The sequence below is a fragment of the Macrococcus brunensis genome (genome assembly GCF_004359615.1).
Taxonomy (GTDB): domain Bacteria; phylum Bacillota; class Bacilli; order Staphylococcales; family Staphylococcaceae; genus Macrococcus; species Macrococcus brunensis.
This window is the reverse complement of sequence record NZ_SCWA01000006.1, coordinates 13,031-32,951: the sequence shown is the minus strand read 5'-3', so window position 1 is coordinate 32,951 and position 19,921 is coordinate 13,031. Positions and strand designations below refer to the sequence as shown.

The following is a 19,921-nucleotide window of genomic DNA, read 5'->3' as shown; positions in this document are numbered from 1 at the left end:
GATAGAAATAAGAAATAAAGAGGTGGACGCTATGTCAACAGTTGCATTCCATACATTGGGCTGTAAAGTTAATCATTACGAAACAGAAGCCATCTGGCAGCTCTTCAAAGACGACGGTTATGACCGTGTCGAGTTTGAAACAAATGCCGATGTCTATGTCATCAACACTTGTACTGTAACTAATACAGGTGATAAAAAAAGTCGTCAGGTCATCCGTCGTGCGATACGACGTAACCCGGACGCAGTGATCTGTGTGACAGGTTGCTATGCGCAGACTTCATCTGCAGAAATTATGGATATCCCTGGTGTCGATATAGTAGTAGGAACACAGGACCGTCATAAAATGCTCCCTTATATCGAAGAGTTTAAGTCAGCACGCCAGCCAATCAATGGTGTGACCAATATTATGAAGAATCGGACATATGAAGAACTGGATGTTCCTTATTTCACAGACAGAACGCGTGCATCGCTCAAGATTCAGGAAGGCTGCAATAACTTCTGTACATTCTGTATTATCCCGTGGGCTCGTGGGCTTATGCGTTCTCGTAATCCGAAGGAAGTCGTTAAACAGGCAAGTCAGTTAGTAAGTGCCGGCTACCAGGAGATTGTTTTAACAGGTATTCATACTGGTGGCTACGGGGAAGACCTGAAGAATTACAATCTTGCACAGCTCCTGCGTGACCTGGAAGAGATTGATGGACTGAAACGAATTCGTATTTCTTCTATTGAAGCAAGTCAGCTGACAGATGAAGTCATTGATGTCATCGACCAAAGTGAAAAAGTGGTGCGTCACCTGCATATTCCGCTTCAGTCAGGCAGCGATACAGTTCTGAAACGGATGCGTCGTAAATATACGATGGCACACTTCTCTGAACGTCTGCAGAAGCTTCATGCGATTATGCCGGGGCTTGCTGTTACAAGTGATGTCATTGTCGGTTTCCCAGGTGAAACAGAAGAAGAGTTTATGGAAACTTATCACTTCATTGAATCTCATAAGTTTTCTGAACTGCATGTCTTCCCTTATTCCATGCGTACAGGAACACCTGCAGCCCGCATGACAGATCAGATTGATGAAGAAGTTAAAAATGAACGTGTTCATAAACTGATCAGTTTATCCGATCAGCTTGCAAAAGAATATGCGAGCAAGTTTGAGGGAAAAGTGCTGGAAGTGATTCCTGAGGAAAAAGGATCAGTTGACGGTCAGCTCGTCGGCTACACAGATAATTATCTTAAAGTTCAGTTCGAAGGCAGTGAATCACTGATCGGGGAACTGGTAAAAGTGAAGATCACTGAAGCAGGTTATCCTATGAACCATGGTCAGTTTGTCAAGGTGATGCCTAAGCATCAGACTGTCGCAATAGCCGGTAAATAAATTCACTATTGACCAGATAAATCGAGTATATTATAATATTTGAGTACATAGTTTACTATGTTTAATTAGTTCCGTTGATATTTGGAGGGAGGGAAATTTAATGTCTAAAACAGTTGTTCGTAAAAACGAATCTATTGAAGATGCTTTACGTCGTTTCAAACGTACAGTTTCTAAAAGTGGTACGATTCAAGATGCTCGTAAACACGAATTCTACGAAAAACCAAGTGTTAAACGTAAAAAGAAATCAGAAGCTGCACGTAAACGTAAATTCAAATAATATTTGATCTCCCTCAAATATTATCTATAGATAAGCACAGGCGCATGCCCGTGCTTTTTTTTGTTACCTTAAAGTTTTCTTAATTTTTTGTGTAATTGATATAAGATATTTCCACTTCATGTATAATAAGGATAAGGAGGTGGCTTTTTGACGTTGACATCATATGAAATGATTTTATTGGTATTAATGATTATCATCTTTTTATCAGCTGTTGCTCAGCTATTTTCATCCAGACTATCTGCAGCAGGTATTATTCTGATTCTGGCCTGTGCTGGTTTTGTCATTATGACAGGAATGACCGGCGAACTGGAAATGATTTCAGTGATTCTTTTTGTAGCAGGTGTCATTTTAATGATACTGGAATTATTTGTTGTAGGTGCTGTTCTGGGTATTATAGGTGCGTTAATGGTCTTCAGCAGTTTCCTCCTCATCGGTGAAGATATTTCAAAGATGGCAGTTTTCCTGGCAATAAGTCTGGCATTAGCATTAATGGAGTGGATAGTGATGGTCAAATTTTTTGGAAAATCTATTCCGCTTTTCAAAAATGTAATACTGACGGATTCTACGTCAAAGGAAGCGGGCTATTCCTCGCATGATGACAGAAGTCATCTTGTCGGGAAAATTGCGCTGACAATGACTCCTCTTAGACCGTCTGGCATTATAACTTTTGAAGGTAAGCGGATAGATGCGGTCAGTGAAGGGGCCTTCATCGACAAAGACCGCGAAGTCAGTATTATTTTAGTTGAAGGAACCCGAGTCGTCGTCAGAGCATTATAACAAAAGGAGTGGATAGAATGGAATGGATAGCATTGCTTATTATTTTAGGGATCATCTTAGTATTCCTGATGGTCTTATTTACGTTTGTGCCGGTAGGTCTGTGGATTTCAGCCCTCGCTGCAGGCGTTAAAGTGGGTATCGGCACTCTGGTCGGTATGCGATTACGTCGTGTATCACCGCGCCGTGTCATTGACCCGCTGATTAAAGCCCATAAAGCCGGTCTGCATTTAACGACCAATCAGCTTGAATCACATTATTTAGCGGGTGGTAACGTTGACCGCGTAGTTGATGCGATTATCGCAGCACAGCGTGCAGATATCAACCTGCCATTTGAAAGAGGAGCGGCAATTGACCTTGCTGGACGTGACGTACTGGAAGCGGTCCAGATGTCAGTTAACCCGAAAGTGATTGAGACACCGTTTATCGCTGGTGTAGCAATGAATGGTATCGAAGTGAAAGCAAAAGCAAGAATCACTGTACGTGCGAACATTGAACGACTCGTCGGTGGTGCAGGTGAAGAAACCATTGTCGCCCGTGTCGGCGAAGGGATTGTCTCTACAATCGGTTCAAGCCAGTCACATACTTCAGTACTTGAGAATCCGGATATGATCTCTCAGACTGTACTCGGTAAAGGTCTGGATTCTGGTACAGCATTTGAAATTCTGTCGATTGATATCGCGGATGTAGATATCGGTAAGAATATCGGTGCCGACCTGCAGACAGAACAGGCGATGGCAGATAAGAACATCGCTCAGGCGAAAGCGGAAGAACGCCGTGCAATGGCCGTTGCTCAGGAGCAGGAGATGAAAGCCCGCGTTCAGGAAATGAGAGCGAAAGTAGTTGAATCTGAAGCAGAAGTACCGCTTGCAATGGCTAGAGCTCTGCAAGAAGGTAATATCGGTGTGATGGATTACCATAACCTGAAGAACATTGAGTCAGATACAGGGATGCGTAATGCCATCAACAAGCTGACAGATCAAGGTGAGCAGACGCCGCCTAGAAAGTAGGTGGAATCCATGTCAATAGGAACGATTATATTCATTATCGGGATTATTATTACAATCGGTCAGTCGGTTGTTGAGAAGATGGGTAAGAAAGAGGACGCAAAACCTATTGTTCGTAAACTGCAGAACTTTGAAAAACGAGTTCAGCAGAATATCGATAAAATAGAGCAGACATCAGAGTCGTATAAGCCTGCTCAGCGGAAAGCACGAGAGGTTGTAAAAGAAGCTTCTCCAAGGCTTGTTCAGGAACAGAAAAAAGCTCGTCCTGAACGGATGAAAGCCATTGACCCAGTCGAAAAAGTGCTGACCGATAAGCATCTGACGCAGCAACAGAAAGCCCACCGTTTAGAAGCCATTAAAAGTCAGGACCTGACAGAGACAGACGGATTCAAGTTCGAAATTACAAATGAAAATCTGGTTCACAGTCTGATTATGGCAGAATTATTGGGACCACCTAAATCTAAAAGATAAGAGAGCATTGGCTCTCTTTTTTTGTGCTAAAATGGAGAAAAGAGGTGAGCATATGAAATTTCAGAGCCAGGGCAATCCGTTGTTTTATGGTATCACTGTGATACTGATCTCTATGCTTGTATTCTACTACTTTATCAGTTCTTTTCTCATGTTCATTTTTACATTTCTTTTGACGACCTTGTTAATTGTGATGCTTCTAAGGGAATACTATATTATCAGTCGTTTACTGACCGTTCATAGGGGGATCAGCCGTATTCAGATCGATATCATGCAGATCGAGGTGTTGAATATTGCCGTCTACGGCAGCCGGATAGGCGTTGAAATCTGCTCGAAAGAAACAGATCAGATAGTGGTTTTTCCGGTTGAAACAGAACGATTTGTTAAATTGCTGCTCAAGCGGAATCCTAAAATCTATTTACAGAATCAGCAGAACATGGATGCGGTAAGATGCAACTTGTAGTCTGCTGTGGTAAATTTAAATTAATTAATCATAAAAGGAGTTTTTGAATGCCACAGACAATCGGTATAGAAGATGTTAATGAAGCACAGGCACTTTTAGGTAACCACGATGAACATATCAATTACCTGGAAGAAGCGTTCAATGTTGAGATTCATACACGAGGTGGACAGGTGACTGTCAACGGTGATGAAGAGAATGTTGAAAAAGCAGAGGCTGTTATCATTAACTTATTGAAGGTGATTCAAAAAGGGATGAACATCTCCTTAAAAGATGTCCAGGCAGCTGCCCAGATGGCTGATAAGGGGACTGTGCACTACTTGACAGACCTCTACGATGAAGAAATAACGAAAGATGCTTTTGGTAAATCCATCCGAGCGAAAACAATGGGTCAGCGTCTTTATGTGCATCAGATCAAGAAAAATGACCTGGTCTTTGGAATTGGACCAGCTGGGACAGGTAAGACATTTCTTGCGGTTGTAATGGCGGCTAAAAGTCTCCGTGCCGGTAAAGTCAAACGCATCGTACTGACACGACCAGCTGTAGAAGCAGGTGAATCGCTCGGCTTTCTGCCTGGTGATTTAAAGGAGAAAGTCGACCCTTACCTCCGTCCGCTTTATGATGGCCTTCATCACGTCCTTGGTGCTGAACATACAGCACGCCTTATTGAGCGCGGTGTCATTGAAGTAGCACCACTCGCTTATATGCGTGGCCGTACACTTGATGATGCCTTCATTATTCTTGATGAAGCACAGAATACGACGCATGCACAGATGAAGATGTTCCTGACTCGTCTTGGATTCGGCTCTAAAATGGTCATTACAGGAGACAAGACACAGATTGACTTACCGAAAAATACGAAAAGTGGACTGGTTGAAGCGGAAGCGCGGCTCAGCAGTGTACCAGGCATCGCTATCCAGGAATTTGAATCAGCGGATGTTGTCCGCCATCCGCTTGTCGGAAAAATAATTAAAGCATATGAGGGTGATGAATAATGCTGACAGTTGAATTTATAGATGAACATCAGACAATAGACCCGGCCTTTCTGCCGGAAGTAGAGGCATTACTGCAGTTCGCGGCAGAAGAAGAAGGGATTACCGACGAGGCAGAAGTTGCTGTGTCATTTGTGACGAGTGAAGAGATCCAGGAGATTAACCGTCAGTACCGCGATAAAGACAGTGTCACAGATGTGATCAGCTTCGCGCTTGAAGAGGGTGAGGATGATTTTGAAGATCCTTCAGAAATAAGAGTGCTGGGTGATATTATCATCTGTATTGAGCGTGCTAAAGAACAGGCACAGGATTATGGACATTCTTTTGAACGTGAACTCGGTTTTCTTTCGCTTCATGGCTTACTCCACTTGCTGGGCTATGATCATATGACCGAAGAAGAAGAGAAAGTCATGTTCGACCGCCAGGACAATATTTTATCTGCATACGGACTGACACGAGATCAATGATGAAACGATTTATCTATCCGCTGCAGGGTTTTTTTACTCTGCTGAAAAAAGATCGTAATTTTATTCTGCATTTAATTGCTGGATTTCTCGTTGTGCTGGCAGGTCTGTTTTTTAGACTGACGACTTTGGAATGGCTTTTTGTCATCATTGCCATATTCACGGTGCTCGTCGCTGAAGTCCTGAATACATCTGTTGAGTATGTAGTGGATCTGGTCACAGAGGACTACCACGAGCTTGCGAAGCATGCGAAAGATACTGCGGCATTTGCTGTCGTTTTAGCCAGCTTGATGAGTGCAGTGATAGGTCTTATCATTTTTATCCCTTATATTTTAATGCTGGTAGATTAAGGAGGAAACAACATGGAATTCAAACAGGAATGGTACGAAGAAGTCAGAAATGCGCAGAAAAATGCCTATACACCTTATTCAAAGTTTAACGTCGGTGCCTATCTCGTCGCTAAAGACGGAACTACTTTTCATGGCTGTAATGTAGAAAATGCGGCATACGGCGAAGCAATCTGTGCAGAACGGACAGCGCTTGTATCAGCGATTGCCAAAGGCTACCGTCCCGGTGATTTTGCAGCGATAGTGGTGACAACAGATACAGAAAAACCTTCTTCTCCTTGCGGTGCATGCCGCCAGGTGATTAATGAATTGTGTGACGATGACATGCCAGTCTTTATGACTAATCATACAGGTGATGTCATTGAGAGAACAGTAGCAGATTTACTGCCTCTTGGTTTCTCAGGAAAGGATTTGAATTAATGACAGCTTTTAAATCAGGGTTTGTTGCGATTATCGGACGCCCGAATGTAGGAAAATCGACTTTTATGAACCGAGTGCTGGGTCAGAAAGTCGCTATCATGTCAGACAAGGCACAGACGACTCGTAACAAAGTCCAGGGTGTTCTGACGACAGATGACGCACAGATCATTTTTATTGATACGCCGGGTATTCATAAACCGAAGCACGTCCTCGGTGATTATATGATGAAAGTCGCGAAGAACACACTCCGTGAAGTCGATGCGATTCTGTTTATGGTCAATGTCGAAGAAAGTATCGGCCGTGGCGATGAATTTATTATTGAGATGCTCAAAAACAGTAAGACACCCGTATTCCTGGTACTGAATAAAATAGACCTTATCCATCCGGACGAGCTGATTTCAGAGATTGAGAAGTACAAGGATTTACTGCCTTTCGCTGAAATTGTACCGATTTCTGCCTTACAGGGCAATAATGTGGAGACATTAGTGAACGTGATCAGCGGTTATCTGCCAGAAGGACCAATGTACTATCCAAAAGATCAGATTTCTGATCACCCGGAACACTTCATCGTTGCAGAGCTGATTCGTGAAAAAGCACTGCACTTAACGAGCCAGGAAATTCCGCACGCTATCGGTGTCAATGTTGAGAAGATGCTGCGCGAAGACGATGACAAAGTAAAAGTTGAAGCGACTATCTACGTTGAACGTGATTCTCAAAAAGGGATTGTCATCGGTAAGCAGGGTAAAATGCTTAAGGAAATCGGTATCCGGGCACGTCAGGATATCGAGCGTCTATTAGGTTCTAAAGTCTATCTTGAGTTGTGGGTGAAAGTACAGAAAGACTGGCGAAACAAGCCGAATTTCATTAGACAGATCGGCTATCGTGAAGACGAGTATTAATGCTGAATAAAGTGAATGGCATCGTCTTAAGACGTGTCCCTTATGGTGATTCACATTTAATCATCACTTTTCTTGCCGAACATGGTCGCAAAATCGCAGTCATGGCCAGAAATGCTCGTAAATCAAAGAAATTTGGTTCATCACTTGATCTGTTTTATGAGAATTTATTCATATTCTCACAGTTCAAAGGAATGGGCACACTGACTTCTGTAGATACATTTAATAGTCACTATGCACTCAGAAGTGATCTTTATCAATTGACCTATGCTCAGTATATGGCAGAGCTGATTGATCGGTCGCTTGAAGAAGACGAAGAGAATAAGTTCTGCTATACGCTCCTCAAGTTTGGTCTTGATAAGATTTCTGAAGGGCATGACCCTGCTGTTATCGCACTGATTGTCGGCCTGAAAATGATGCAGCTGTACGGGTATCAGCCTAACTTCTACATGAGTGAAGTTGATCAATCGACAGACGCACGAGAATTCACTGCTTATTCTTTTAAGTATAACAGCGTGTTGACAGCGAGACAGCTTGAGCAGGATCCGCATGCGATACGGATCTCAAACCGTGCGCTTTATCTACTCAACTTGCTTACTAATCTCCCGCTAGAACAGTTCAGTCAGATCAATATCAGCGGGGATACGATTAAAGAGATGGAACAGTTGGTCTTCAAGATGTATGATGAGTATACAGGGGTCTATCTTAAATCTCGTAAAATACTTGAACAACTATAAAAAACCGTCAGACTTTTAAAGTCTGACGGTTTTTCAGCTTAAAACTTAATTTTTTCATTCAGGAAGTTTTTCACTTCTGAGATTGGCATACGAATCTGTTCCATTGTATCGCGGTCACGAACAGTAACTTGATTGTCTTCAAGAGAATCGAAGTCGAATGTGATACAGAACGGTGTACCGATTTCATCTTGTCGACGGTAACGTTTACCGATTGACTGGCTTTCATCAAAATCAATATTGAAATCTGCACTCAGTTCTTCAAACACTTTTAATGCATCCTGCGATAACTTTTTGCTGAGTGGTAAAATCGCTGCTTTATAAGGTGCAAGCGCAGGGTGGAAACGCATAACAGTACGTGTATCGTCACCTTCAAGCTGTTCTTCAGTGTAGGCATCACATAAAAATGCAAGTGTCACACGGTCAGCACCAAGAGAAGGTTCGATGACGTACGGTAAATATTTTTCGTTTGTTTCAGGATCGTGGTAAGTGAAATCATCGCCTGAGTGTTCCATATGTTTTCTCAGGTCGAAGTCTGTACGGCTGGCAATACCCCATAGTTCACCCCAGCCGAACGGGAATTTATATTCGATGTCTGTTGTCGCATTTGAGTAGTGAGACAGTTCATCTTCATCATGATCACGAAGTTTCGTGTTTTCTTCTTTGATGCCGAGAGTTTTCAGCCAGTTGGCAGCGAAATCTTTCCAGTAATTCTGCCATTCGATTTCAGTACCTGGCTTACAGAAGAACTCAAGTTCCATCTGTTCAAATTCTCGTGTACGGAATGTGAAGTTACCTGGTGTAATTTCATTACGGAATGATTTACCGATCTGACCGATACCGAAAGGCAATTTTTTACGCATTGAACGTTGTACGTTTTTATAGTTGACGAAGATACCTTGTGCCGTCTCAGGACGTAAAAAGATTTCATTCGTTGAATTCTCAGTCACGCCCTGGAACGTCTTGAACATTAAGTTGAACTGACGGATATCTGTCCAGTTAGCTGTACCTGATTCGGCACAGACGATACCTTTATCATCGATGAACTGTTTCATTTCGTCAAAGCTCATACCATCAGCGATGAAATGTTCATCACCTTCAACGTCATGCATATAGTCTTCGATCAGTTTATCAGCACGATAACGGATTTTTGAATCCTTGTTGTCGATCATCGGATCATTAAAGTTCGATAAATGACCACTTGCCTCCCAAGTCTTAGGGTTCATCAGAATAGCGGCATCCAGACCGACATTATAAGGGGACTGCTGGATAAATTTCTGCCACCATGCTTTTTTCACATTGTTCTTCAGTTCGATACCAAGCGGGCCATAGTCCCAAGTGTTTGCAAGACCGCCGTAGATTTCACTACCCGGAAATACAAAGCCGCGATGTTTGGCTAAAGCTACGATTGTTTCCATGTTTGTCATAATCAAAACCTCCTATAATTTTAGCGAATAAAAAAAGTCCCAAGGCATATATGCCTTGGGACGAGTATATTTTACCCGCGGTTCCACCCAAATTAGTGTTTCCACTCATCTTTAATATTCAACTCATCAGGCCAATTCATTGTTAAGCTTGCACCATCCTTAACTCGCTTACAAAGAATATATCATGTTTTTGTATGGAGGACAATATTTATGTCGATTCATTGTTTTTAGCCCATTTAAGTCGTATAATATATTTATCTAATTATGTCTTAATAGGGGTGCTGACTATCGAACTGAACAAAAGGCAGAATAAAATACTGCAAATCGTGAAAAACAATGGCCCCATTACCGGTGAAAAGATAGCTGAACAGCTCAATTTAACTCGCGCGACTTTAAGACCGGATCTTGCGATTCTGACGATGGCAGGATATCTGGATGCGAGACCTCGTGTAGGCTATTTCTATACGGGCAAATCCAGTACACAGTTGTTATCTGAATCGATCAAGAAATTTTATGTCAAGGACTTCCAATCACTGCCTTCCTTAATTAAGGAAGACGTTTCTGTTTATGAGGCCATCACTAAGATGTTCCTCGATGATGTCGGGACTTTATTTATTATGAACCAGGCAAATGAACTGGTCGGAGTCTGCTCAAGAAAAGACTTACTTAGAGCAACCATGGGCGGTCAGGATGTGCATGCGACCCCTGTCAATATCATCATGACACGGATGCCGAATATTGCAGTGGTCTTTCCGGACGATTTGCTCTTATATGCAGCCAATCTGCTTATCGACCGGGAAATAGACTCGCTGCCTGTCGTCACTCAGAAAGGTTCTGCTTTTGAAGTCACTGGCCGTATTACAAAAACAACCATCACACGTGCTTTTGTAGCACTGATAGAAGATGAATAGGAGACTCATTATGGATGAAATCAGATTGATTATTGCATCAGACTCTGTCGGTGAAACAGCTGAACTTGTCACGAAAGCCTGTACTTCACAGTTTAACCAGTTTGGCAAAGCGCTTGATACTGTCAGATTGCCTTACATTGAAACACATGAAAATGTGGATGAAGTGATATCTATAGCGAAAGAACAGCAGTCAATTGTAATCTATACACTTGTTAAGCCTGCAATCCGTAAGTATATGAAAGAACAGTTAGAAGAAAATCAATTGAAACACGTGGACATCATGGGTCCGCTCATGACGATTCTGACAGAAGAGTTGAATGAACAGCCGCTTAATGAACCGGGCATGGTACATAAACTGGATGAAGACTACTTTAAGAAGATCGAAGCGATAGAATTTGCTGTTAAATATGATGACGGACGTGATCCGAGGGGACTGACGAAGGCGGATATCGTTTTAATTGGTGTATCCAGAACATCTAAGACACCTCTTAGCCAGTATCTTGCGCATAAACGTTATAAAGTGATGAATGTACCGCTCGTGCCGGAAGTCGATCCACCAGAACTGTTATTTAATATCGATCCAGCGAAATGTATCGCACTTAAAATAGATCCAGAAAAGCTCAATGCCATTCGTAAAGAGAGACTGGTGCAGTTAGGATTAAATGATGATGCCAGCTACGCACAGGATCAGCGCATTCATGAAGAACTTGCTTATTTCGAAAAAGTCGTTTCAAGAATCGACTGTCCAGTCATCGACGTTTCCAATAAAGCAATAGAAGAAACGGCAAATGAAATTATTAAAATCGTCACATCAAGAAGAAGTTCTAAATCGTAAGTAGGTGACACATTGCAAATCAATCAAGAAACAATCAATGAAATCAGAGAGAAAAATGATATTCTCAGTCTGGTCAGCCAATATGTAAAACTTGAAAAAAGGGGACGAAACTATGTCGGTTTATGTCCCTTTCATGATGAAAAAACCCCGTCATTCTCAGTCTCACCTGAAAAACAGATCTGTCATTGCTTCGGTTGTAAAAAAGGAGGCAATGTTTTTCAATTTTTAGAGCAGATTGAGAATATCTCTTTTGTTGAAGCGGTCAGACGGCTCGGTGAAAATGTTGGTATAGAAGTAGCAGGGGAACAGAAGGTCGTTGTCGCAAATGACAATATGAAGATGATTGAGATGCACGAACTGCTGCGCGATTATTATCATTACGTGCTTAAAGCGATTAAAGAAGCGGAGCCGGCACTACAATATCTTTATGACCGTGGCTTTACTGATGAACTCATCAATCAGGAGAAAATAGGGTACAGTCCGGATATCAGCCACTTTGCTAATGACTTTTTAGAGAAAAGAGGATTTGACAAAGCACTCGCATATGAAGCGGGTCTCTTGTCCCGGAATGAGGAAAACTTCACTTACTATGACCGATTCCGCGACCGGATTATGTTTCCTATCAATAACGCTCAGGGCCATACAGTAGGCTTTTCAGGTAGAACCTATAAAGACCAGCAACCGAAATACCTCAACAGTCCTGAGACACCGATATTCCAGAAAAGGCAGCTTCTCTATCATCTGGATGTTGCGCGAAAATCTATCCGTAAACAGGATGAAGTACTGCTGTTAGAAGGCTTCATGGATGTCATTAAAGTGAATCATGCGGGTCTTTCGAATGCTATTGCGACGATGGGTACGGCACTCAGCCGTGAGCACCAGCTTCAGCTGAAGAAGCTGGCTGATAATATTACGCTGATGTTTGACGGTGACAATGCGGGAGTCGAAGCGACTCTAGGCGTGGGTGAGACACTCTTAAATGCAGGCAACAATGTCTACGTCGTCCCTCTCCGTAAAGGGATGGATCCTGATGAGATGATCAAGGAGATGGGCCAGGAGCGATTTGTCAGTTATGTGGAACATAATAAGATTGCTTTTGTCAGCTTTAAAATGAGGCAGATGACCCATGAAGTTGCTTCAAATGATTTAGTTTACGAACAGAAACTAAATGAAATCGTTCAAAACATCGGACTTGTTAAATCACCGGTCATCCGTAAAAAAATATTGCATGAAGCAAGCGAATTGTTTAAAGTGGACTTTGACAGTCTTAATTTTGAGGTTTCCAAATATATACCAAAACGTGAACAAGTGGTAACGAGTCCTGTCCAGCAGGTGTCGTATTCTAAGCAGGAACGCGCTGAACGTACGGTGCTCAAGCATTTCTTTATGGATAAGACACTGTTTATGAAGATGCAGGACGCACTGACTCTCAATCACTTCAAAAAGCCTGCACATCAGACGATATATGAGGCGCTAACAGGGTATTATACTACGGAGGATGAATTTCAAATCAGTCAGTTTCTTTCAGGGGTAAGTTCCGAATCACATAGTGACGTTATCTCGATAGACAACATGATGATTAATGAACATCCTTCGATTGAAGAAATAAATGATTATATCTATGTGATTCACGCACAGCAGGAAGAAAAACGAACGCTTCAGGAACTGAAAAAAGAACTGAAACAAGCTGTGGCAGAAGGCGATATTGAGAATAGAAATCGTCTCATGCAGCAGATTATTATATTGAACCGACAAAAAAAGCAGTCATGATATTAGGAGGCAATGTGTATGGCAGTTAAGAAAACCGTAGCAGATGTTGCTCTTTCATTAGAGCAGATAAAAGCACAGTTAATAGAAACAGGTAAAAAGAACGGGCAGCTCAGCCATGAGGAGATTGCAGATAAACTGCAGAACTTTGACATGGATGCAGATATGATGGATGAATTCTTTGAGACCATCACGGAGAATGACATTACATTAATCAATGAAAAAGATGCTCAGGATACAGATGAAAAACTCAATCTGAATGATTTATCAGCGCCTCCAGGTGTTAAAATTAATGATCCGGTTCGTATGTACTTAAAAGAGATTGGACGCGTTAACCTTTTAAGTGCTGCAGAAGAAGTGGAACTGGCTAAAAGAATTGAACAAGGCGATGAAGAAGCGAAAGCACGTCTCGCTGAAGCAAACTTACGTCTTGTAGTCAGTATCGCTAAACGTTATGTAGGCCGAGGCATGCTTTTCCTTGATTTAATCCAGGAAGGGAACATGGGTCTGATTAAAGCAGTAGAGAAATTTGATTTCACTAAAGGGTTTAAATTCTCTACTTATGCAACTTGGTGGATTCGTCAGGCGATCACTCGTGCCATCGCTGACCAGGCGCGTACGATTCGTATCCCTGTTCATATGGTTGAAACAATCAATAAACTGATTCGTGTACAGCGTCAGTTATTGCAGGATTTAGGCCGTGACCCTTCTCCTGAAGAAATCGGAGAAGAGATGGACCTGCCGCCTGAAAAAGTCAGAGAGATTCTGAAAATTGCACAGGAACCTGTGTCACTTGAAACGCCAATTGGTGAGGAAGATGATTCTCATTTAGGAGACTTTATTGAAGACCAAGATGCACAGAGTCCTGCTGATCACGCCGCTTATGAGCTCTTAAAGGAACAGCTCGAGGATGTCCTTGATACACTGACAGACCGTGAGGAAAATGTACTCCGTCTACGTTTCGGTCTTGATGACGGCCGAACTCGTACACTTGAAGAAGTAGGTAAAGTATTTGGTGTGACACGTGAACGTATCCGCCAGATTGAAGCGAAGGCACTTCGTAAACTCCGTCACCCTTCAAGAAGTAAACGACTCAAAGACTTTATGGATTAAAATTGTGAAAAGACTTTGACAATGCGCATTTTTAATATAAAATAGATATGTATATGGTCACTATAAAGGGAGGTAAAATTTAATGAATCGTAATCCAGTTGTTCCATTCATTTTAATCCTACTTATGGGCGTAGGTTTAATTTTCTTCATGTCAGCTCAAGCAGCTAACCATGAAAAAGAAGATGCTGAAGGTGGAGAAGGCGGCGCTAAAACTGAACAGAAGTTTGATGCAGCGGCTTTCGCTAAAGATAACTGTACTTCTTGTCACGGTCAAAACCTTGAAGGTGCGATGGGTCCTAAATTAGCAGGTAATACAAAAAAACCTGAAGAAGTGAAAAAGATCATCCGTGAAGGTAAAGGCGCAATGCCAGCTCACGATGAATCAGTCATCGCTGACAAAGACTTAGATACACTTGTTAAGTACTTAAAAGAAGCAAAATAATAAAACTAAAAAAATCTTTTGCCGCGGCAAAAGATTTTTTTGTTAGGAGTATTATATGATTGGTACTAGACTTAAGAAAGTAGCAGATTACGTAAAAGGCACAACACTTGCTGATATCGGCTCAGATCATGCATATCTGCCTATTTATCTGATGCAGCAGCATCAAATAGAGCAGGCAGTAGCAGGAGAAATAGTAGAAGGGCCGTTCCAGGCAGCTGTCCGCAATGTCCGTAGTGAAGGGCTGTCGCATAAGATTCAGGTACGGATGGGGTCAGGACTTGAAGTCATCGAAAATGGTGAAGTCGACTGCATCACTATCTGTGGTATGGGGGGGCCGTTGATCAGTGATATTCTGCTCGCTGGCCGTTCAAAGCTTGAATCTAAACCCCGTCTGATTCTGCAGAGTAATATCCATTCAGAGGCGGTCAGACATGCCCTGCAGTCACTCGGCTATCAAATCGTAGCTGAGGAAATCATTAAAGAGAAGAAACATATCTATGAGATTATAGTCGCTGAAGAAGGTGTAATGGCGCTGACTGAAGCAGAAATGAAGTTTGGTCCACTGCTGCTTAGAGAACAGTCAGAGACTTTCAATGAAAAGTGGCAGAAGGATTATCAGCACCTGACAGCAATCTTTGAGACGATTAAAGACAAACCATTGCAGCAGGAGAAGAAAGAAGAAATCGAAAGACAGCTTAAACTTTACCGGGAGGCGATTCATTTTGCTGATTAAAGAGCTTCTGAAACTGATTGATGCTGAAATTCCGTTTAAGAAAGCAGAAAGCTGGGATAATGTCGGTCTTCTGATCGGCGATATGTCTAGTGAAGTGACAGGCATTTTGACAACACTTGACTGTACGCTTGAAGTCGTACAGGAAGCGGTGGATAAAAACTGTAATACCATCATTGCACATCACCCGCTTATTTTCTCCGGTATTAAAAGAATTGAGAATCAAGGCTACGGTGCTGTTATCCATGCACTGATTAAAAATGATATACAGTTGATTGCTATGCATACAAATCTGGATGCTTATGATCAAGGTGTCAGTGCCATGATTGCTGATAAAATTGGTCTGACAAAGCAGCAGATTCTATTGCCGGCGGAACGTGAAATGGCCAAACTGCAGATTTTTGTGCCGCGTGAAGATGTGGAATCACTCAAACAGGCACTCGCGCAAGTCGGTGTCGGTCAGATAGGAGACTATAGTGACTGCTTCTTCCAGCTCGAAGGACAGGGGCAGTTCCGGCCTAACGCATCAGCTTCACCTTATATCGGCACGAGCAATCAGCTTGAAGTTGTTGAGGAGATGAAGCTTGAATGTGTCTTCGATCCTCATTTGCAGAAGAAAGTAGAAGAAACAATCCATTCTGCTCATCCGTACGAGGAACCAGCCTATGATATATATCGCTTTCATGCAACGGATCAATTCGGTACTGGTATACGCGGGGAACTGGCATCCAGTGTAAGTGTTAAAGAATGGCTGACATCTGTTAAAGAGCAGCTTAATATTGAGACGCTTAGACTGATAGGAGATAGCAGTAAAATGATTCGCACTGTCGGCATCATCAGCGGGGCAGGCGTAAGTTATATGAAAGAAGTCGCTGCAACGGGTGTGGACTTATTTCTGACAGGTGATATCAAATATCATGAAGCTCACGATTTACTGATGGCGGGACTTCTGACTGCTGATATTGAGCATTATTCTGAACAGGTCATGATTGAAGGATTAAAGGAATTACTTCAGTCATTTGACAGTAAACTGAATGTACATGCTTCTGAACAATCCACTAATCCATTTAAAGCCATCTAAAAAAGACATTCGTCCGATGTGACGAATGTCTTTTTATAATGTCTGTACAGGCTTTGGATTCTTGATTTTCGGCAGAATTTTCTCTGTCGGAACCGCTGATGCTGCAGGCAGATTGTCGGGTTCAGCTGGATTATATTTCGAGATGAAATCAATGACTTCCTTAACAATAGGTGTCGGCGTAGAAGCGCCGGCTGTCACAGCGACTGTTTTTTTCCCGTCAAGCCATTCCAGCTTCAGTTCGCTGATGTCAGAGATGCGGTAGGCTTCTGTATGTGCGATTTCCTGAGAGACCTGAGCCAGACGGTTGGAGTTATTGCTCTTTGGGTCGCCGACTACAATCAGAATATCAGCCTGATCAGCTTGATTGGCTACTGCTTCCTGACGGACTTGAGTCGCGAGGCAGATTTCCTTATGCACTTCGATATGTGGAAATTTTTTCTGCAGTTCCACCATCAGATGAGAAACATCCCACTGTGACATCGTTGTCTGATTGGTCACAATCAGCTTATGGTCTTTCAGTGCAACGTCAAGGGCAGTGATATCATCTGTATTCTCAACGAGATGCACGATGTCCGGTGCGACGCCGACCGCACCTTCTGGTTCAGGATGTCCTTTTTTGCCGATATAGATGACATGGTAACCTTCCGCTTTTTTGCTGCGGATAAGCGCATGTGTATTCTCAACATCCGGACAGGTAGCATCGATACAGACCAGTCCTTTTTCTTTAGCACGTTTCTTGACTTCAGGTGATACACCGTGAGCGGTGAAGATGACAGTACCTGAATCAATCTTCTCCAGAATTTCTAGTCTGTTAGGACCGTCCAGCGTGATGATGCCATCACTTTCAAAAGCATCAGTCACGTGTTTGTTATGCACGATCATACCGAGAATATATATAGGGCGTGGCAGATTTTTATCAAGCGACGCATTGCGGGCGATAACCATCGCATCGACAACGCCGTAACAGTAGCCACGAGGTGTTATTTTAACGATATCCATATGGATGACCTCCTTATGTCTTCAGTATAGCAATTTCATGCCGGCAATTAAACTATCTTTAACCGCTACTTTCCGCTATAATACTTAAGATGAAGAAATAAAGGAGGATAACAATGGCTAAACATCCATTTGAAAATTTTGAACTTTCATCTGAATTGATAGAAGCGGTGAAAGATCTTAATTTTGATCAGCCCACTGAAATCCAGAGACGTGTCATTCCAAAACTGACACGAGGCATTAACTTAATCGGACAATCCCAGACAGGAACAGGGAAATCACATTCGTTCCTGCTGCCCTTAATCGACCGTATTGATCCGTCTGTGCATGAGCCGCAGGTTATTATACTTGCTCCAACACGAGAACTGGCGAAACAGCTTTACGATGCAGCACAGCATCTGCTCGGTTTTAAAGAAGAAATCAAAGCAGGTCTTTACATCGGCGGTACGGATAAACAGAAAGATATCCAGAAATCGAAAATAGAACCACAGCTCATCATCGGTACGCCGAACCGTATCAATGATATGGCAGAAGAACATGCACTGAAACTGCACCTAGCAAAATCAATTGTTATTGATGAAGCAGACTTAATGATTGACCTCGGTTTTATGCCGATGGTGGACTCTATTGCAGCACGTCTTAGAGAAGAAGCTCAGATTGCTGTCTTCTCTGCCACTATTCCAAAAGCGCTGCATCCTTTCCTGAACAAATATTTGACGCAGCCTGAATTCGTAGAGATCGACCCGATGGAGAAAACGAATAAGAATATCGAGTTTTTCCTTATTCCGACTAAATCTAATGATAAAAAAGAGAAACTGGTTGAAGTCATGTCAACAATCAATCCATATCTCTGTATTATTTTTGCGAACAGTCGTGAACGTGCAGATGAAGTACTGAATCATCTGGCAGATCAAGGAATTAAGGCAGGTATTATTCACGGCGGACTCACACCTCGTGAACGTGTTCAGCAGATGAAACGGATTAAACAGCTGGACTTCCAGTTCGTTGTAGCATCAGACCTTGCATCACGCGGTATTGATATTGAAGGGGTCAGTCATGTCATCAACTATGATATTTCGCAGGACGTCGACTTCTTTACACACCGCGTCGGACGAACAGGACGTGGTAATTATAAAGGGACGGCGATTACCCTTTATACACCAGAAGAAGAAGATCTGATCAATCAGATTGAGAAAAAAGGATTTACTTTTATTCACGTTGATACAAAATCAGGTGAACTAAAAGAAATCAAAGACCGTACTCAGCGTTCCGGACGTAAAAAGCAGGAAGATAATATCGAACAGAAGCTGAAACATAAAGTAAAGAGTAAAAAGAAAGTTAAACCAGGCTATAAGCGTAAATTCCGTTATGAGTTAGACCAGCTGAAACGCAATGAAAAGAAATCATTTGCGAAACGTCGCAATAAAGAAGCCCGTAAGAAATAGGAGGTCTATAGATGCTAATAGGTTCACACGTGTCGATGAGCGGTAAAAAAATGCTGCTTGCTGCATCTGAAGAAGCAGCATCATACGGCGCATCAACCTTTATGATATATACAGGTGCACCGCAGAACACGAGAAGAAAACCGATTGAGGACTTAAATATCGAGGCAGGACTTGCGCATATGCAGGCAAATGGACTGTCAAACATCGTGGTCCATGCACCTTATATCATCAATATTGCCAACACCGTTAAGCCTGAAGTTTTCGACCTGGGTGTCGAATTCCTGCAGAAAGAGATTGAACGAACAGAAGCGCTCGGTGCAAAAAATATTGTGCTGCATCCTGGTGCGCATGTCGGTGCAGGTGAAGATGCCGGAATTCATAAGATTATTGAAGGACTGAATGAAGTGCTGACCAATCAGAATGATGTGCGTATCGCACTTGAGACGATGGCTGGTAAAGGTTCTGAATGCGGGAAGACTTTTGAAGAACTCGCACAGATTATAGAGGGTGTTCACAACAATGAACGTCTATCAGTCTGTTTCGATACGTGCCATGTACATGATGCAGGGTACGATATCATCAATGACTTTGACGGTGTATTGGAAGAGTTTGACCGCATCGTAGGTCTTGACCGCATCAAAGTCGTCCATGTCAATGATAGTAAAAATGTGCAGGGCGCACGTAAAGACCGTCATGAAAACTTCGGTTTCGGGGAAATCGGATTTGAAGCATTAGAACGTGTTGTTAAACATGAAGCTTTTAGTGAAATTCCAAAGATTCTCGAGACACCCTATGTCGGAGAAGATAAAAAAAATAAGAAGCCACCTTATCGCTTTGAAATAGAGATGATTAAAAACGGCGAGTTCGACCCGGCGTTACTCGAAAAGATTATGGCTCAATAAGTTTTTTGCGCAAGGATGAGATTTCATCCTTGCGTTTTCATTACGATTTACATTAAGATAG

The 19,921-nt window shown here is 42.4% G+C and carries 23 protein-coding genes; 21 read left to right on the top strand and 2 right to left on the bottom strand.

Annotated elements, in window-relative coordinates; genetic code table 11:
• Positions 1–31: 31 nt before the first annotated feature.
• The 12 genes from mtaB (at position 32) to recO (ending at position 8,214) form a co-directional block, all read left to right on the top strand.
• Entirely contained in the window at positions 32–1,372 is a 1,341-nt protein-coding gene (gene mtaB / locus ERX27_RS04420) for a tRNA (N(6)-L-threonylcarbamoyladenosine(37)-C(2))-methylthiotransferase MtaB (protein ID WP_133431626.1), read from the top strand.
• Between the two features lie 100 nt (positions 1,373–1,472).
• On the top strand, positions 1,473–1,649 hold the full coding sequence (gene rpsU, locus ERX27_RS04415) for a 30S ribosomal protein S21 (protein ID WP_133417242.1): 177 nt from the start codon (positions 1,473–1,475) through the stop codon (positions 1,647–1,649).
• A 147-nt stretch (positions 1,650–1,796) separates the two neighbouring features.
• A complete protein-coding gene (locus ERX27_RS04410) occupies positions 1,797–2,426 on the top strand; it encodes an NfeD family protein (protein ID WP_243715863.1) in 630 nt (209 codons plus the stop codon).
• Between the two features lie 17 nt (positions 2,427–2,443).
• Entirely contained in the window at positions 2,444–3,433 is a 990-nt protein-coding gene (gene floA, locus ERX27_RS04405) for a flotillin-like protein FloA (RefSeq protein ID WP_133431625.1), read from the top strand.
• Positions 3,434–3,442: 9 nt separating this feature from the next.
• Positions 3,443–3,901, top strand: coding sequence for a hypothetical protein (locus ERX27_RS04400; protein WP_133431624.1), 459 nt, complete (start codon positions 3,443–3,445; stop codon positions 3,899–3,901).
• Positions 3,902–3,953: 52 nt separating this feature from the next.
• Positions 3,954–4,361 carry a PH domain-containing protein gene (locus ERX27_RS04395; protein WP_165983087.1) on the top strand — a complete coding sequence of 136 codons (408 nt, stop codon included), beginning with the start codon at positions 3,954–3,956 and terminating at the stop codon, positions 4,359–4,361.
• Between the two features lie 47 nt (positions 4,362–4,408).
• A complete protein-coding gene (locus ERX27_RS04390) occupies positions 4,409–5,353 on the top strand; it encodes a PhoH family protein (protein ID WP_133431622.1) in 945 nt (314 codons plus the stop codon).
• Entirely contained in the window at positions 5,353–5,817 is a 465-nt protein-coding gene (ybeY, locus tag ERX27_RS04385) for an rRNA maturation RNase YbeY (protein WP_133431621.1), read from the top strand. The genes ERX27_RS04390 and ybeY overlap by 1 nt, the downstream gene beginning before the upstream one ends.
• Positions 5,817–6,164, top strand: coding sequence for a diacylglycerol kinase family protein (locus ERX27_RS04380; RefSeq protein WP_133431620.1), 348 nt, complete (start codon positions 5,817–5,819; stop codon positions 6,162–6,164). Before ybeY ends, ERX27_RS04380 begins: the two co-directional genes overlap by 1 nt.
• A 12-nt stretch (positions 6,165–6,176) precedes the next feature.
• Positions 6,177–6,581, top strand: coding sequence for a cytidine deaminase (gene cdd / locus ERX27_RS04375; protein WP_133431619.1), 405 nt, complete (start codon positions 6,177–6,179; stop codon positions 6,579–6,581).
• Positions 6,581–7,480: a GTPase Era gene (gene era, locus ERX27_RS04370; RefSeq protein WP_133431618.1), complete on the top strand. Its 900-nt coding sequence runs from the start codon at positions 6,581–6,583 to the stop codon at positions 7,478–7,480. Before cdd ends, era begins: the two co-directional genes overlap by 1 nt.
• Positions 7,480–8,214: a DNA repair protein RecO gene (gene recO, locus ERX27_RS04365; protein WP_133431617.1), complete on the top strand. Its 735-nt coding sequence runs from the start codon at positions 7,480–7,482 to the stop codon at positions 8,212–8,214. Before era ends, recO begins: the two co-directional genes overlap by 1 nt.
• Before the next feature lie 38 nt (positions 8,215–8,252).
• On the opposite strand, the gene ERX27_RS04360 is transcribed toward recO, so the two are convergent.
• Positions 8,253–9,641, bottom strand: coding sequence for a glycine--tRNA ligase (locus ERX27_RS04360; RefSeq protein ID WP_133431702.1), 1,389 nt, complete (start codon positions 9,639–9,641; stop codon positions 8,253–8,255).
• 275 nt (positions 9,642–9,916) lie between these two features.
• Between ERX27_RS04360 and ccpN the strand changes: the two genes are divergently transcribed.
• The 7 genes from ccpN (at position 9,917) to ERX27_RS04325 (ending at position 16,517) form a co-directional block, all read left to right on the top strand.
• Positions 9,917–10,549: a transcriptional regulator CcpN gene (gene ccpN, locus ERX27_RS04355; RefSeq protein WP_165983086.1), complete on the top strand. Its 633-nt coding sequence runs from the start codon at positions 9,917–9,919 to the stop codon at positions 10,547–10,549.
• Positions 10,550–10,559: 10 nt separating this feature from the next.
• Positions 10,560–11,384, top strand: coding sequence for a pyruvate, water dikinase regulatory protein (locus ERX27_RS04350; RefSeq protein ID WP_133431615.1), 825 nt, complete (start codon positions 10,560–10,562; stop codon positions 11,382–11,384).
• 12 nt (positions 11,385–11,396) lie between these two features.
• The gene (dnaG, locus tag ERX27_RS04345) at positions 11,397–13,154 is read left to right on the top strand and encodes a DNA primase (RefSeq protein WP_133431614.1); all 1,758 of its coding nucleotides are present in this window, start codon (positions 11,397–11,399) and stop codon (positions 13,152–13,154) included.
• Positions 13,155–13,172: 18 nt separating this feature from the next.
• Positions 13,173–14,264 carry an RNA polymerase sigma factor RpoD gene (gene rpoD, locus ERX27_RS04340; protein ID WP_239034416.1) on the top strand — a complete coding sequence of 364 codons (1,092 nt, stop codon included), beginning with the start codon at positions 13,173–13,175 and terminating at the stop codon, positions 14,262–14,264.
• 82 nt (positions 14,265–14,346) lie between these two features.
• Positions 14,347–14,706: a c-type cytochrome gene (locus ERX27_RS04335; protein WP_133431612.1), complete on the top strand. Its 360-nt coding sequence runs from the start codon at positions 14,347–14,349 to the stop codon at positions 14,704–14,706.
• A gap of 55 nt (positions 14,707–14,761) precedes the next feature.
• On the top strand, positions 14,762–15,439 hold the full coding sequence (locus ERX27_RS04330) for a tRNA (adenine(22)-N(1))-methyltransferase (protein WP_133431611.1): 678 nt from the start codon (positions 14,762–14,764) through the stop codon (positions 15,437–15,439).
• A complete protein-coding gene (locus ERX27_RS04325) occupies positions 15,429–16,517 on the top strand; it encodes a Nif3-like dinuclear metal center hexameric protein (RefSeq protein ID WP_165983085.1) in 1,089 nt (362 codons plus the stop codon). The genes ERX27_RS04330 and ERX27_RS04325 overlap by 11 nt, the downstream gene beginning before the upstream one ends.
• A 33-nt stretch (positions 16,518–16,550) precedes the next feature.
• Here the strand turns inward: ERX27_RS04325 and ERX27_RS04320 are convergent, their stop codons facing one another.
• On the bottom strand, positions 16,551–17,516 hold the full coding sequence (locus ERX27_RS04320) for a 4-hydroxy-3-methylbut-2-enyl diphosphate reductase (protein WP_133431609.1): 966 nt from the start codon (positions 17,514–17,516) through the stop codon (positions 16,551–16,553).
• Between the two features lie 113 nt (positions 17,517–17,629).
• Between ERX27_RS04320 and ERX27_RS04315 the strand changes: the two genes are divergently transcribed.
• The gene (locus ERX27_RS04315) at positions 17,630–18,958 is read left to right on the top strand and encodes a DEAD/DEAH box helicase (RefSeq protein ID WP_133431608.1); all 1,329 of its coding nucleotides are present in this window, start codon (positions 17,630–17,632) and stop codon (positions 18,956–18,958) included.
• Between the two features lie 11 nt (positions 18,959–18,969).
• Entirely contained in the window at positions 18,970–19,860 is an 891-nt protein-coding gene (locus ERX27_RS04310; RefSeq protein ID WP_133431607.1) for a deoxyribonuclease IV, read from the top strand.
• Positions 19,861–19,921 lie beyond the last annotated feature (61 nt).